Here is a 16,525-nt window from a genome sequence, read left to right as displayed (position 1 = left end):
TCGCATTACTGTGGTGCAAATATAGATAATAAGTTAGCTTTGAAACAAGTTTTTTGATGAAAATTTCACAAAAAAAACACACTTTAATTATAACCGTTTTAAAATTAAAATGTTACAAATTTTATTTTTTCTCAACACTATGCGTATTCTTATAAAAGTACCATTTAGAACGAGCTGTTTAACCCAATAAGCTGTCCCCTTACTTGGCATAATCACCATTAGCCCTCTATTTAATGCTGATAATATAGAAACGAACTCTGTTTTTGACTTGGTATCAAACAAAAAGTTAAGTGGTACCCTCTCATTTTACATTACATCCCACATATTAATTGAACAAAACATCGAACCCCAGACTCGAATAATAGTCGTTTTAGCAAGAAAAAGAAATTCCAATAAATATATAAAGTACTAGAAAAGACATCGACTTGTCTAAAAAAGCAATCAAGGAAAGCTTATTTTACAGCAAGCTATCTATTTAAAAAACACAGGGAGTTAATAGCGACTCTAGCCAAATTCTCGCACAAAAAAAAGACGCCGTTTGTAAAACTACAAACGGCGTCTTTTTTTCAATCTTAATAAATTTACGAAACCAACTTAGAAGCTATTTTATAACTGTCTGATGGGTAATAAATAAACAAACACGATTTATCTTTTATCGTTTGTATTATCTCGCTGGATAGATTCATTGGTAGCGCAGGACAACCCAAACTTCTTCCTAGCCGCTTGTTATTATGTATAAAAGAATTAGAAACGTAATCTGCACCATGAATAACAACCGCTCTTTCTCTTGCATTATTGTTAATTCCTTTTTCTAAGCCATCCAATCTAAGTGATTTTCCGTGCTTACCACTATATATTTCACCTGTGGCATAGAATCCCAGACTACTTTTGAAAGATTGAGCTGAATTTGAAAAGCTAGTAGCAAATTCATCTCCGGTATTTCTTCCATGAGCAACTAAAGAGTTGTATAAAATTGTATTAGTCGTAAGATCAATTACCCAAAGTCTTTTAGAGTTAGACGACATACTAAAATCAATAAGGGTTAGTATGTTCTTACTAACTAATCCTTTTTCTTTTAATAAGTAGAACCCTTTAAGGGCTTCTGTAAAACTTTTTAATTTTGGTAAAGCAAATTGGTTCGAGTTTAAGCTGTTGTAAACAACTTCTTCAGTACTTTCGGAAGTAACGTATCTAACTTTAGCAATTTCTGTCTTCTTTTCAGTTTTAACCTCAGAGAAAAATAAATTACTGGCAGAAATAGAAACGACCATTAGAAACAGAGCAGGGAATATTTTATAAATCATTGATTTTAATTGTGTTAAATGATAGATTAAGGATTACAAAAGTATTAAAATTAATTAAGCAAGACAACCAAAACTTTTATTTAAGGAATCTTTAACCATTTTTAAGTACTATTCTGACATTTAAAAATATATCACAGAACTTGATAGTTATGTTAATTTCATTACTTTTGTTTTAACCAAATCATAATTCATGCCAAAGTTCTATTCTTTTATTATACTTTTTTTCATTTTATTTAGCTTAAACACATATTGTCAGAAAAAGACTCTTTTTGCAAAAGCCACTACTGAAACCATACTTATTGACGGAAAATCTAATGAACAGGCATGGATAACAGACACAAACATCGCTACTGATTTCATTATGTTTGAGCCTGACAACGGCAAACCTATCAGTGAGAATAAGAAGACTGAAGTAAAGGTTTTATATGACAACGAAGCGATTTATATTTCGGCAATTTTATACGATAACGAACCTAATAAAATTCAGAAAGAAATAACAAATCGGGATGTATTTGGTGTATCAGATCACTTTTCTGTTTCTATAAATGGCTTTAATGATGGGCAGCAAGATTTTAAATTCTATGTCAGTGCAGCGAATGTTCAAATGGATTGTTTAGCTACAGAAGCAAGTGAAGATTTTTCTTGGGATGCTATCTGGGAAAGCAAAGCGACTATCACCGATTTTGGATGGGTCGTTGAAATGAAAATCCCTTATGCCGCTTTACGCTTTACTAATACACCAAAACAAACTTGGGGACTGAACTTTATGCGTGAAATAAAACGCGATGTCCAAAAATACACGTGGAATCGCGTCGATACTAAAATTGGAGCCGTGATTACTCAAGCAGGAACGCTCGAGGGAATCGAAAATATTAAACCTCCTATCCGACTTTTCTTTATCCCTTATGTCTCCGCTTATTATCAGGAGGATGATTTTACAGCCGACAGAACTTTTAAAGCTGGGCTTGACATCAAATATGGTATCAACGACTCTTTTACGTTAGATGCCATTTTAATACCTGACTTTGGTCAGACTAAATTTGACAATGCCATACTAAATCTGGAACCTTTCGAACAACAACTAGAAGAAAACCGACCTTTTTTTACGGAAGGAACTAACTTATTCAACATTGGAAATATATTTTATTCACGAAGAATTGGTGGAGAACCAAGCTCCTATCCAAATGTAGCAGCAAACGAAGAAGTTACAAACTACTCCAGCTCTGTAGATTTAATAAATGCCGTAAAAGTATCTGGAAGAACAGAGAAAGGCTTAGGTATAGGTTTCCTCAATGCTGTTACAGAAAAAACATACGCAACAATCGAAAATACCGCCACTGAACAAAAGCGAAAAGAAGTAATTGAACCACTGACTAATTATAACGTCATAGTATTAGACCAGCGTTTTAATCAAAATTCGTCTGTTTCATTTGTTAATACTAATACAACACGCAATGGAAGTTTTAGAGATGCAAATGTTTCTGCTTTATTATTTGACTTAAGTACCAAAGCAAATTCTTATAACTTATATGGTGATTTTAAATACAGCACCATCAATACCATCGAAGATTACAATGGATTTAAATCATCTCTAAATTTTGCTAAAACAAGCGGACAGTACCGATATTCCTTCTCAGGGAGATATACTTCAAAAAGTTACGACAACAATGACCTAGGAATTAATTATTACACTAATTTCTACAATCTATACAGCAATATAAGTTACAGAATATTAAATCCCACAAAAAGTTTCAACACCTTCAAGTTTTTTAATGAGTTTAGTGTGACGTACGACAACACTACTGGAAAACTTCAAGAAGGTTTATACAAACCAACAATTAAAGCAACTACAAAGCGCAATCACTATTATGAATTTGGGTTAGACATTAAGCCATTTGAAGCATATGACTTTTATGAACCTAGAGTTGATGGTCGTTATTTACATTTACCAAAAAGCATAGGCGAGTATTTAGGCGTAGAATTTAATCGCAACAACGCTTTTACTTTTGATTTTACTCAAAGTTTCACAAAGTACGACCAAGAAGGAAGATATATTTACGGAATAGCAATTGGGCCAAAGTATAGAGTTAACGACAAGTTTTCAATTTATCTTGTAGCAGATTATACACACAAAATAAATGACTTGGGCTGGGTTGGTTTTGAAAACTCTGATATTATAATTGGTAAAAGGAATAGAGAAGTTTTACAAAACGACTTGACTGGTAAGTATTCCATCAACAACAAGATGACACTTAATCTAACTGCTCGTTACTACTGGTCATACTCAGAAAACAAAGACTTCTATACTTTACAAGACAATGGAAGCTTATCCGAAAACAGTACGTACATCCTAAATAGAAATAGAAATTTCAACTCTTGGAATCTTGATTTTTCTTACTCTTGGTGGTTTGCACCGGGAAGTGAATTATCCATCTTATACCGTAACTACGCTCAAGAAGGAAGTAGTACTGTTGAAAAGAGATTAAACAGAAATCTTAAAACTGTTTTTGATAGCAACATGACCAATATACTATCTGTAAGTGTTCGTTATTTCATTGATTACAATCGAATAAAACATAAATTTTAAAATTTCTACAACAAAAGTGTAACAATCCGTTTTGAAACTTGTCTATTATCTGAAGCCTTTTTAATTTCTGTTTTTTTCTAATATACTAAACTTATAAAAAATGGCTCTAGATTAATTTCGTTTCATCTATAGATTGTTTTATGAAGTACCTTTTTTTGATATTATTTATTTTGACCTATTCCTTTGGCTACAGCCAAAAAAAAATATTACAAACTAAATTCACAACTGATAACATAACTATTGACGGGAAACTGGACGAAAGCATCTGGCAATCTACTCCAGAAGCTACAGATTTCATCATGTTCCAGCCTGATAACGGCAAACCAATTGCAGAAAATAAAAAAACAATTGTAAAAGTGCTTTATGATAATGATGCTATTTATGTTGCCGCATTATTATATGATGACGAACCAGATAAAATCAGGAAAGAGATTTCCCAACGAGACAGTTTTGGAGTTTCAGATCTTTTTGGCGTCTTTATAAACGCTTTTAATGACGGACAGCAAGATTTTCAATTTTTTGTCAACGCTGCCGATGGGCAGGCTGATTGCATTACGACTAATACTAACGGGGAAGACTACTCATGGGACGCAATATGGAAAAGCAAAGCGCTTATTACTGACTTTGGCTGGGTCGTTGAAATGAGAATTCCTTATGCTGCGCTACGCTTTTCTGGAGAACAAAAACAAACTTGGGGACTTAACTTTTTTAGAGAAGTAAAAAGAGACCGTCAAAAATACACCTGGAATTTCATCGACTCAAAAATCGCAAACTCGACGCAACAAAACGGAATTCTTGAAGGTATCGAAAATATTAAACCCCCTACCCGTTTATTTCTTTTACCCTACTCCTCCTTTTACGTTAATGGTAACGGACATCAAAAAACGGTGGGGACCTTAAAAGGAGGCCTAGACATAAAGTATGGCATTAACGATGCGTTTACACTTGACGCTATACTGATTCCTGATTTTGGCCAAACCAAATATGATGATCAGATATTAAATCTAGGTCCATTTGAACAGCAATTTAACGAAAACAGACCGTTTTTTACAGAAGGTACCGACTTATTTAGCAAAGGAGATTTAGTCTATTCCAGAAGAATTGGAGGCAGACCCAGTACTCACCCAACAACTGCAGAAAATGAGACGGTTATTGATAACCCTGCTGGTGTAGATTTAATCAATGCTTTGAAAGTATCGGGCCGAACAAAAGACGGACTGGGTATAGGAATTTTAAATGCAGTAACAAAAAGAACATTTGCCAAAATTGAAAATACAGACACGCAAGAAACAAGAAGACAAGAAGTAGAACCTCTATCAAATTATAACGTACTTGTATTAGACCAACGCTTTCGCAAAAACTCTGCCGTTTCCTTTATCAACACCAATGTCACTAGAAACGGTAGTTTTCGTGATGCAAATGTATCAGCTTTAGTTTGGGATCTAAACACGATGAAGAACACTTATAATCTTTCAGGAAACTTTAAATACAGTTATGTAAATGACATCGTGGATAAAAAAGGAGTTTACACCTCTCTAAATTTTAGTGAAACCAGCGGCCAGTACAGATATAGTGTTGGAGCTGATTTAGTCACAAAGGATTTCGATAATAATGATTTGGGAATCAACTTTGAAACAAACTACTATAGTGTTTACGGGAACGTTAATTACAGAATTTTAAACCCCACAAAACTGTTTAACACTTTTAGGATAAACTATAATATGTACACCCAATTTCATAAGGAAACCGGGAAAATTCAAGGAAACAACATTAATGTCAATCTAAACCTTGACACTAAAAAAAATCACTACGTAGGATTTGGTGTTAACATAGCTCCTGTTGAATCCTATGATTTTTATGAAGCAAGAGCAGAGAACAGGTATGTAATTCTGCCTGAAAGTTATGATGCCTGGCTTTACATCTCTACAAACTACAATAATAAATTTGCATTTGATTTCAATCCTAGCTATTCTGTTTTTAATGAAACCAAAAGAAGAACTTATGAATTCACATTAGGTCCAAGGTACCGTTTTAACGACAAGTTCTCGTTAGTTTATAATTTTGAATTCTTGAGAAAAAACAACAATAAAGGCTATGTTGACAGCGTAGATGGAGATACAAATAACTCCACTCCGGAGACTATTATTTTTGCCAATAGAAATGTGATTACCTATGGCAATAGTCTTTCTGGAAAATACTCCATAAGTAGCAAAATGAATTTTAATGTGGCTGTGCGCCAATATTGGTCTTATGCCGAGAATAAGAATTTCCTATATCTAAAACAAGATGGCAGACTAGAGGATTATCAAAATTACAATACCAATAAAGACTCTAGTTTCTACTCCTGGAATTTTGATCTTTCTTATTCTTGGTGGTTTGCTCCTGGAAGCCAAGTTTCTGTTTTGTATAGAAATAACGCTGCTGATTTTGATAGAGAAATCAATAAAGACTTCCGGAAAAATATCACAAATTTATTAAACAACGATGCCTTGAATCATACCTTTTCTATAAGTGTAAAATATTTCATTGATTATAATAGCTTAAAAAACAAAATCTAAGGTGCGTTAATTTTAAAAAAAGACGCATTCCGTAACAAAATTAACATTATTTGGGCACGTTCTTTCCCGAATGCATAATAGTGATTTCGTTCCCTTCTAAGATTTTAGAAATACTTTATCTTTGTTTAAAATTAATTATAATGAATAAAAAAGTAATTCTTATGATATTAGATGGTTGGGGAAAATCCCCTGACCCTAAAGTATCTGCAATCGACAATGCCAGCATTCCATTTATAAATAGTCTTTATAAAAACTACCCAAGCGCCCAGCTTAGAACCGACGGTTTAAATGTAGGTTTACCTGAAGGACAAATGGGAAATAGTGAAGTAGGACACATGAATCTTGGTGCAGGACGAATAGTTTATCAGGATTTAGCAAAAATAAATTTGGCTGTAGCTAATAAAACACTAGCGAAAGAGCAAGTACTTAAAGATGCCTTTCAATATGCCAAAGACAATCATAAAAAAGTACATTTTTTAGGATTAGTTTCAGATGGAGGAGTTCATTCTCATACCTCCCATTTAAGAGGCCTGATTGATGCAACCCAAGATTATGGATTAAAAGAGGTTTTTGTTCATGCTTTCACTGATGGTCGTGACGTTGACCCGAAATCTGGAAAAAAATACATTCAGGATCTTGAAAATTATATCGCAAACACTTCTGTAAAAATAGCTTCCATAATTGGTAGATATTACGCAATGGATCGTGATAAGCGCTGGGAAAGAGTAAAATTAGCCTATGACTTATTGGTAAACGGTCAAGGAAATCCTTCACAAAACGCAGTGGCGAGTATCGAAGAAAGTTATGAAAACAATGTAACAGATGAATTCATCCATCCCATTGTAATGACTGATGTAAATGACAAACCACTAGCGACTATTGAAGATGATGATGTTGTTATTTTCTTCAATTTCAGAACTGACAGAGGAAGAGAATTGACAGAAGCTCTTTCTCAACAAGATCTTCATGAAGAGAACATGCACAAATTGAATTTGTATTATGTAACTCTGACTAATTATGATGAATCTTATAATAATGTAAAAGTTGTTTATAATAAAGACAACATAACAGAAACCTTAGGCGAGGTTTTAGAAAAAGCCAATAAAAGCCAAATTAGAATTGCTGAAACAGAGAAATATCCTCACGTTACTTTTTTCTTCTCAGGTGGTAGAGAAATTCCATTTAGAGGTGAAAAAAGAATTTTGAAAAACTCTCCAAAAGTCGCTACTTACGATTTGCAACCAGAGATGAGCGCATTTGAATTAACTGATGCCTTAGTTCCAGAACTTGAAAAAGGAGATGTTGATTTTGTATGCCTTAATTTTGCCAATGGTGACATGGTAGGTCATACTGGAATGATGGACGCAGCGATAAAAGCATGTGAAGCAGTTGACAAGTGTGTCGAAAAAGTAATCACAACGGCATTAGCCCATGATTATACCACGATTGTAATAGCAGATCATGGAAACTGTGAAACGATGATTAATCCTGATGGAAGTCCAAATACAGCACATACCACAAATCCTGTCCCTATTATTTTAGTGGACAAAGAATTGAAAGAAATTCACAATGGGGTTCTAGGTGATATAGCTCCAACTATTTTAGATTTAATGGGAATCGAAAAGCCCGCAGTGATGACTCAGCATTCTTTGCTTTAAGACATCCTTATAGCAACCTCTTTCTAAAGGCTATTCAAATTGAATAGCCTTTATTTTTTTAATAAAAAACAGAAAAATATTTGTTTTTAATAGTATTACTATTAGCTTTGCATAAATTACATTTAAATATGAAAGCGATATTTTCTACTATTAAAATTCAGATCAATGAAAAAATCTACGTCAAAGATCCTGAAACCTCAGCACTAGGAAAAAAAATCATAAAAGAAAGCATCCTTTTAATTGAAGATATAGGTTTTGATAATTTTACTTTCAAAAAATTAGGTGCAAAAATCAACTCTAACGAAAGTTCAATCTATCGCTACTTTGAAAACAAACATAAATTACTGTTGTATCTTTCTTCATGGTATTGGAGTTGGATTGAGTACAAGCTATTTTTTGCCACGAGTAACATTGACGACTCATTTGAAAAACTAAAAAAAGCGATTACTGTAGTAACAGAGAAAATTGAAGATGACTTGGCTACAGAACACATCAACGAATCAGTTTTAAATAAAATAATCATAGCTGAATTCACAAAAACACTCCATACCAAGGAGGTTGATGAAGAAAACAAAGAAGGTTTTTTTTTAATTTACAAAAGAGTAATTAATCGATTAGTTGAAATAATTAATGAAGTAAATCCTAAATATCTATACGCCAGAAGTCTTGCTTCCTCCATAATTGAAGGAGCACTTCATCAGCATTTTTTAAGAGATCATTTGAAAACGATTACGAATTGCAATGATGAAATTAGTCCAACTGATTTCTATATTAACCTTCTTTCAACTTTACTAACAAACAAATAGACCATGACTCCTTTAAAACGACTTTATAACTTATTAGAACTCGATAAGAAAGATGTCTCCCAATTATTCTTCTATGCTATAATTGCGGGACTAGTAAGTTTATCATTACCCCTAGGAATTCAAGCAATTATAAATTTTATTCAATCAGGAAGAGTCAGTGTATCATGGATCGTACTGGTTATTCTTGTTGTTTTTGGAGTGGCTTTAGTAGGCCTGCTTTCATTAATGCAATTGAGAATTACTGAAAATCTACAACAAAAAATATTTGTTCGTTCTTCATTTGAGTTTGCGGCACGATTACCCAAAATAAAATTTGAAGAATTATATGGCAATTACCCACCTGAATTAGCTAACCGCTTTTTTGACACCTTAACCATTCAAAAAGGGACTTCAAAATTATTGTTAGATTTTTCGGCAGCATTACTACAAATTGTTTTCGGAATAATCCTTTTATCCTTGTACCATCCGTTTTTTATTATATTCGGACTGCTTTTATTTTTCCTTTTGTATTTCATTTTTAAATTTTCCTACCATCCTGGCTTAGAAACTAGCCTAAAGGAATCCAAATATAAATACAAAGTAGCAAGTTGGCTTCAAGAAATAGCACGTAACAACTATAGTTTTAGAAACGAACTCAACTTCGCGTATGCATTAGAAAAAAATGACGAACTAGTCGCTACTTATTTGAATTATAGGGAAAATCATTTTAACGTCATCAAGAGACAATTTACTCAGTTAATCTTTTTCAAAATTATTATTACTGCAGGCTTATTATCGGTTGGTGGCTATTTAGTACTCAGCCAGCAAATGAATATTGGACAATTTGTTGCTGCTGAAATCATTATTTTATTAGTTATAAACTCCGTCGAAAAAATAATTATTGGACTAGAAACTTTTTATGATGTTTTAACTTCTGTCGAAAAAATTGGACAAATCACCGACATGGATTTAGAAGAAGAATCAAAAAGTGACATTTTGAATTGCTTCACGGAAATCATCCTCGAAACAGACAACTTGCGATTTAATTTTCCAGATTCAAAACAGACGATCCTTAAGGCAATTTCATTAAAAATCGAGCAAGGTGAAAAAATATTCCTTGATGGAGAAAATGAATCAGGCAAAACAACTTTAATGCGTGTGTTATCCGGTTTAATGCAACCTACATCTGGTTCCTTTTTTATAAATGACGATACCTTTCAGAAAATTGATTTGAAACAATATCGTTCTCAAATAGGAAGTATTATTAAAGGAGAAACACCCTTTGAAGGAACAATAATTGAGAATATTGCTTTTAACGATAAAAATGTAAGTCAAGAAGATTTAAAATGGGCCATAGATGGTGTCCAGTTAACTTCCTTGATTAAAACGTTGCCCGAAGGGTTAAATACTAAAGTATTTCCTGAAGGCCGACAATTGTCTTCGTCAAATGCTCAAAAAATACTTTTAGCAAGGAGTATTATACACAAACCAAAAATTCTCTTTTACGAAGATCCGACAGATGCAATGGACGAGAACGTCGCTAATGAAATCATTGATTTCATAACATCTGATAAGAACAACTGGACCATAATTGTTTCATCCAAAAATCCGTATTGGAATACTAAATGCAACCGTAACATTACGATGCAAGGTGGTAAAGTCCTTTTAGATACTAAAAAATAGAAAAATGCTTAATATATCTGATAACAACAAACCTAAGCTTCAATCTCTGGATCATTATAAAACAATCCAGAATTTGAGTAATAAGGCGCATTATAAAATCTTAAACAGAATAATTGTTCTAATTGCTGTAATTGGGCTTGCTGCGCTTTTCTTGCCTTGGACACAAAATATATCTGGCTCTGGTGCAGTTACTACTTTAAAGCCTAATCAAAGACCGCAATCCATACAAAGTGTGATATCAGGACGCATCGAGAAATGGTATGTTCAAGAAGGTGATTTTGTCAACAAAGGAGACACAATTTTGTACATATCTGAAATCAAAGAAGATTATATGGATCCAAATCTTGTTGAAAACACTCAGAACCAAGTAAACGCGAAAAAACTGTCTTTACAATCTTATGGCTCGAAAGTAACTACACTTTCGAACCAAATTCAATCTATTGAAATTGAAAAAAAATTAAAACTAGAACAAGCACAAAATAAAATCCTACAGTCGCTTCTTAAAATAAAAAGTGATAGTATGGACTTAGTCGCTGTGAAAACACATTTGAAAATTGCAAACACACAATACAACAGATCGTTACAACTAAATACAGAAGGTTTAAAGCCAATGACTGATGTAGAAGAAAAAAGATTAAAGCTTCAAGAAGTAGATGCAAAGATTATAACGCAAGAAAACAAACTTCTTAGTAGTAAAAACGAATATATCAACTCTAAAGTTGAAACTAATAGAATTAATGCGGAATATGCAGAGAAGGTTGCAAAAGCAGAAAGTGACCAATACACAGCCTTAAGTAATCAATACGACACCCAAGCACAAGTAAGTAAACTTGAAAATCAATATGCAAATTATAGCATTAGAAATGGAATGTATTACATAAAAGCGGCACAAAGCGGCTATATCAACAGGGCTTTGCAGTCTGGAATTGGCGAGACTATAAAAGAAGGGACTCCTATTGTAACAATTATGCCCGCCGTATATGATATCGCGGTAGAAACGTATGTAAATCCTATAGATCTGCCTTTGATCAGCAGAGGAGCGAAAGTAAGAGTTTGGTTTGACGGTTGGCCAACGATAGTCTTTTCAGGCTGGCCGGATATGTCTTATGGTACTTTTGGAGGAGAAATAGTGGCTATTGAAAATTTCATAAGTGACAATGGAAAATACAGAGTACTGATTGCTCCAGATAAAAACGAAGCTAAATGGCCAAAACAACTTAGCATAGGTTCAGGAGCAGAAACAATTGCACTATTAGATACTGTTCCTATATGGTTTGAAATATGGAGAACCTTAAACGGATTTCCTCCGAATTATTACAAAAAAGCAACCACTGAAACTAAAGCAAAGAAATAATGAAGCACCTAATTCTCGTTTTTCTATTCTTAGGATTTGCTGTCTTTGGACAACAAAAAGAGGCAAACGAATTCACCTATAACGAATATTTGGGATATGTAAAAAAATACCATCCGCTGGTAAAAAATGCAAATCTAGAAATTAGTAAAGCCCAGGCTAACCTGATGATGGCTCGCGGTGGCTTTGACCCTAAAATAGACGTTGATTTTAATAAAAAACAATTTAAAGATAAGGAGTATTACTCAATTTTAAACAGTAGCTTTAAAATCCCCACTTGGTACGGAATCGAAATTAAAGCAGGTTTTGACAACAATGAAGGGATTTATCTAAACCCTGAAAACACGGTTCCTAATAAAGGATTGACATCACTAGGAATAAGTGTTCCATTGGGACAGGGTTTGCTTATCAACCAAAGAATGGCTGATGTAAGGAAAGCTAAAATACAAATTCAACTGAGTCAGGCGGAGCGAAAACTACAGGCCATCGCCGTTTTATATGATGCTTCCCTATCCTATTTTAATTGGAAAAAAGCCAACAATGAAGTAAAACTGTACGAAAGTTATAAAGTAAACGCCGAAATTAGATATAAAGGAATTCAATCCTTGATTAAATACGGCGACAAACCTGCAATTGACAGCGTAGAAGCAGGAATAATTATCAGAAACAGATTGCTTAGTTTAGAAGACGCTACACTTAAATTAAACAAAGCTAAACTTGAGTTATCTAATTTCCTTTGGTTAGAAAACAATATTCCACTAGAACTTTCGGATGACCTAATTCCAGAAACCCAATTGGAATTTACCATTCAGGAAACTTTAAAAACAAATGATTTAGTAAATCAAGATTTTGACATTGCTAATCATCCAAAAATAAATGCTCTTACTTCTAAAATTGATATTTTAACTATTGAAAAGAAATTAAAAGCGAATATGCTATTACCTAAAATCGATATTGGTTACACTTATTTATCTGAACCAAGTTATATCGACAACTATCAATTTCAAGATTACAAAATTGGATTGGATTTTTATTTTCCTTTATTTTTAAGAAAAGAGCGCGGAAGTTTGAAGTTAGCCAACTACAAAATACAAGAAACTGAGTTCGTTTTAAATTTAGAGAAAGTGCAGTTAAGCAATAAAATCAATGCTCAAAAATTTGAAATCGAATCTCTTTTGAAACAAAAAACATTAATTAAGGCCTTGGTTAAAGACAATAGCACCATGCTAAATGCCGAAGAACGTTTGTTCTCTATTGGCGAAAGCTCTCTGTTTTTAATCAATACTCGCGAGAATAATTTGGTGAGTGCGCAGCTTGCTCAAATAACTTTAGAGAATCGATTTTATGTTTCTAATTCGGAACTTTTTAAAATCATGGCCAATCCTGATTAAACAATTTTAAAATCGTACTTTTGCAAACTGAAAATAACAAAGTATGATCATAGTTAAATCCCGCGAAGAAATAGAATTAATGCGCGAAAGTGCTTTAATAGTATCGAAAACATTAGGAATGATTGCTTCTGAAATTAAAGAAGGAGTTACCACATTACATTTAGATAAATTAGCAGAAGAATTCATTCGTGACCATGGTGCTGTCCCTAGTTTCCTAGGTTTATATGGCTTCCCAAACTCATTATGTATGAGTCCGAATGCACAAGTTGTACACGGAATCCCAAACAATACGCCTCTTAAAAGTGGGGATGTCATATCAGTAGACTGTGGCGCTTATAAAAATGGATACCATGGAGATCATGCTTATTCATTTGAAATAGGGGAAGTAGATCCAGAAACTAAAAAGCTATTACAAGTTACTAAAGAATCATTGTACGTAGGTATCCGCGAATTCAAAGCTGGAAATCGCGTAGAAGATGTTGGTAATGCCATCCAGAAATATACTGAATCACACGGATACGGAGTAGTTCGTGAATTAGTCGGACACGGTCTTGGGCAAAAAATGCACGAAGATCCAGAAATGCCTAATTACGGAAAACGTGGTCGTGGAAAACTTTTTGTAGAAGGTATGGTTGTAGCAATTGAGCCAATGATCAACCTAGGAACAAAAAACATTAAACAGCACAAAGACGGTTGGACAATAACCACAGCCGATAATAAACCAAGTGCCCATTTTGAGCATGACGTTGCTCTTATCGACGGTAAACCAGAAATATTATCCACATTTGCTTATGTATATCAAGCCTTAGGAATTGTGAGTACGGAAGAGGACGAATTTAGAAAAGTACCATTAGTGTTATAATTATTTAGAACACCGATTTTTCAATAATTTTTAGAGACGTACATAAAAATTATTGAAAAATCTATGCAATAAAGTAAACTCAAAACTAACTTGTAGCCTCTAAAAACAAAATTGGATTGCTAGTTATTTGTGAAAAGAAAGATCTAAAATACAAAAGAATTATTTTATAAATTAATCTGTGAGCATCTGTGAAATATGTGTTTAAATTAATACTCAATACCATCCCTCGCCCATTGCTTATTCGTTTAAGTTATGTAGCCAGACCTGTTTTGGCTTTAGCTTTAAAAGGGGATAAATTTACCGATCCTATAGATGGAAAAAGTTTTAAATCGTTCTTGCCTTATGGCTACGGAACACAAAGGAACAATGTACTATCACCAAGCACACTTTCTTTAGAAAGACATCGTTTACTTTGGTTATTTCTTAATGAAGAATCAGATTTTTTTACTTCTAATGTAAAAAAGAAAGTACTTCACTTTGCACCTGAACAAGCATTTTATAAGTTATTTAGAAACCAGAAAAATCTGGATTATACGACTACTGATTTATTCTCTCCTCTGGCAGATGTAAAAGCAGATATATGCGATTTACCATTTGAAGACAATCAGTATGACGTAATTTTGTGTAATCATGTTTTAGAACATATCCCAGACGATACGAAAGCAATGCAAGAATTGTATCGTGTATTGAAACCTGGCGGAATGGCGATTTTGCAAATTCCACAAGATTTATCTAGAGCAGTAACTTTTTCTGACGACACAATAACCGATCAAAAAGAACGCGCTAAGATATTTGGACAGTATGATCATGTTCGTATTTATGGTCGTGATTATTTTGACAAACTAAGAAGCATTGGATTTAAAGTAATTGAAGAAGATTATACAAATAAAATTGCTCCAGAACTCGTGGAAAAATATTGTTTAGCAAAAGGTGAAATCATTCCTGTGTGTTTTAAATAACACACTTAAAACGCGGTAAATAACTGGCATAATCATGGTATAACTTAATTCGTTATATTTACATTTCAGCAATTTAATAATTATGCTTAATTCCTTTTTTCAAAAAATAGTACTGCTTTTCATCATTACTTCAGCTACTGCACAAGTAGAAAATGAAATCGCCCCGCCATTTAACATCAAGACCGTTTCCTTTATTCAGAACAATGAAAATGTTGTTCCTATATTTGAATTAGGCAGCGGATTCCAATTACAATTTGATGATTTATATGGAAATGAAGCAGATTATTATTACGAAATAATTCACTGCGACTATAACTGGAAACCATCAGAAATTCCTAAAAACGAATACCTACAGGGTTTTGACAACCAAAGGATTCAAAATTACACCAACTCGTTTAACACCTTACAGATTTATTCCCACTATACATTATCTATCCCAAATCAGTTTACGCAGCAGTTGCGTATTAGTGGAAATTACATTCTGAAAGTTTTAAATAATGATAAAGAGATTGTGTTTACACGAAAGTTTATTTTGTATGAAGATTTGGTAACAGTTCCCTTGCAGGTAAAACGAGCAAGAACGGTAAGCAATTTAGAATACAAGCACAACCTAGAATTTTCCATAAAATCGAATACGCTCGCTTTTCAAAATCCTTTAAAAAATGTAAAAGTAGTTTTACTACAAAACGGGAAATTCGATAGTGCAATGAAAAATATTCAACCGCAATATACCATTGGGAATGATTTAATCTATAAATACGATACTGAGACTCAGTATTGGGCCGGTAACGAATTTTTGTATTTTGAAAACAAAGATATTAGAGCCGCCAATAATAACGTCGCACGTGTTGATGCAACGACTGATATCTACAGTTCCTATTTATACACAAATAACGCACGTGCAAATTTTCCTTATACCGTCTACGAAGATATTAATGGAAATTTTGTCGTTCGCAATTTAAATGCGACTAATAATAGTGAGATTGAAGCAGATTATGCTTGGGTTTATTTCAGCCTCTCTGCTCCCACTTTTAACAACGACAACGCAATCTATATTAACGGGATGTTTAACAATTATAGCCTGACTCCTGAATTCAAGATGGACTACAATCCAAAAAAAGGAATATACGAAAAAGCCCTTTTGATAAAACAAGGATTTACAAATTTTGAATATGTGATTGTCGACCGTAAAGGAGCCATCGATAATAAAAATGCAATAGACGGTAATTTTTACCAAACAGAAAATGATTATACAATTCTAGTCTATTATCGTAAAAACACAGATCGTTATGATAGGGTAGTTGGAAAAGGAAACGCTAACTCCCTAAACATCATCAATTAAAAAAATAGTTAGAAAAGCCTCAATACAAAATCAAAATTTTGTAAA

The 16,525-nt window shown here is 33.3% G+C and carries 11 protein-coding genes; 10 read left to right on the top strand and 1 reads right to left on the bottom strand.

What is annotated here, in order from left to right; translation table 11 throughout:
* Window positions 1–581: 581 nt before the first annotated feature.
* Complete coding sequence (locus QO182_RS05410; protein WP_371535836.1) at window positions 582–1,304, bottom strand: murein L,D-transpeptidase catalytic domain family protein; 723 nt, start codon at window positions 1,302–1,304, stop codon at window positions 582–584.
* A 190-nt stretch (window positions 1,305–1,494) separates the two neighbouring features.
* Here QO182_RS05410 and QO182_RS05405 point away from each other — a divergent pair, with 190 nt between their 5' ends.
* The 10 genes from QO182_RS05405 to QO182_RS05360 all read left to right on the top strand — a co-directional run bounded on the left by QO182_RS05405 (window position 1,495) and on the right by QO182_RS05360 (window position 16,480).
* A complete protein-coding gene (locus tag QO182_RS05405) occupies window positions 1,495–3,891 on the top strand; it encodes a DUF5916 domain-containing protein (protein WP_371560339.1) in 2,397 nt (798 codons plus the stop codon).
* A 140-nt stretch (window positions 3,892–4,031) separates the two neighbouring features.
* A complete protein-coding gene (locus QO182_RS05400) occupies window positions 4,032–6,449 on the top strand; it encodes a DUF5916 domain-containing protein (protein WP_371560337.1) in 2,418 nt (805 codons plus the stop codon).
* Window positions 6,450–6,589: 140 nt separating this feature from the next.
* The gene (gene gpmI, locus QO182_RS05395) at window positions 6,590–8,107 is read left to right on the top strand and encodes a 2,3-bisphosphoglycerate-independent phosphoglycerate mutase (RefSeq protein WP_371535828.1); all 1,518 of its coding nucleotides are present in this window, start codon (window positions 6,590–6,592) and stop codon (window positions 8,105–8,107) included.
* Between the two features lie 128 nt (window positions 8,108–8,235).
* The gene (locus QO182_RS05390; protein WP_371535827.1) at window positions 8,236–8,913 is read left to right on the top strand and encodes a TetR/AcrR family transcriptional regulator; all 678 of its coding nucleotides are present in this window, start codon (window positions 8,236–8,238) and stop codon (window positions 8,911–8,913) included.
* A gap of 3 nt (window positions 8,914–8,916) precedes the next feature.
* Window positions 8,917–10,575, top strand: coding sequence for a peptidase domain-containing ABC transporter (locus QO182_RS05385; protein ID WP_371560334.1), 1,659 nt, complete (start codon window positions 8,917–8,919; stop codon window positions 10,573–10,575).
* Between the two features lie 4 nt (window positions 10,576–10,579).
* A complete protein-coding gene (locus tag QO182_RS05380) occupies window positions 10,580–11,929 on the top strand; it encodes an HlyD family secretion protein (protein ID WP_371535823.1) in 1,350 nt (449 codons plus the stop codon).
* Window positions 11,929–13,317, top strand: a complete 1,389-nt coding sequence (locus QO182_RS05375; protein WP_371535821.1) for a TolC family protein — start codon at window positions 11,929–11,931, stop codon at window positions 13,315–13,317. The genes QO182_RS05380 and QO182_RS05375 overlap by 1 nt, the downstream gene beginning before the upstream one ends.
* Before the next feature lie 43 nt (window positions 13,318–13,360).
* Window positions 13,361–14,179 (top strand): type I methionyl aminopeptidase, encoded by an 819-nt coding sequence (gene map / locus QO182_RS05370; protein ID WP_371535818.1) that lies wholly within the window; start codon window positions 13,361–13,363, stop codon window positions 14,177–14,179.
* Window positions 14,180–14,367: 188 nt separating this feature from the next.
* Window positions 14,368–15,138: a class I SAM-dependent methyltransferase gene (locus QO182_RS05365; RefSeq protein ID WP_371535816.1), complete on the top strand. Its 771-nt coding sequence runs from the start codon at window positions 14,368–14,370 to the stop codon at window positions 15,136–15,138.
* Between the two features lie 82 nt (window positions 15,139–15,220).
* A complete protein-coding gene (locus QO182_RS05360; RefSeq protein WP_371560332.1) occupies window positions 15,221–16,480 on the top strand; it encodes a DUF5103 domain-containing protein in 1,260 nt (419 codons plus the stop codon).
* Window positions 16,481–16,525 lie beyond the last annotated feature (45 nt).

Source organism: Flavobacterium sp. Arc2 (genome assembly GCF_041431385.1).
GTDB lineage: Bacteria > Bacteroidota > Bacteroidia > Flavobacteriales > Flavobacteriaceae > Flavobacterium.
The sequence above is the reverse complement of the archived record's forward strand: the minus strand, read 5'-3'. Positions and strand labels throughout refer to the sequence as shown.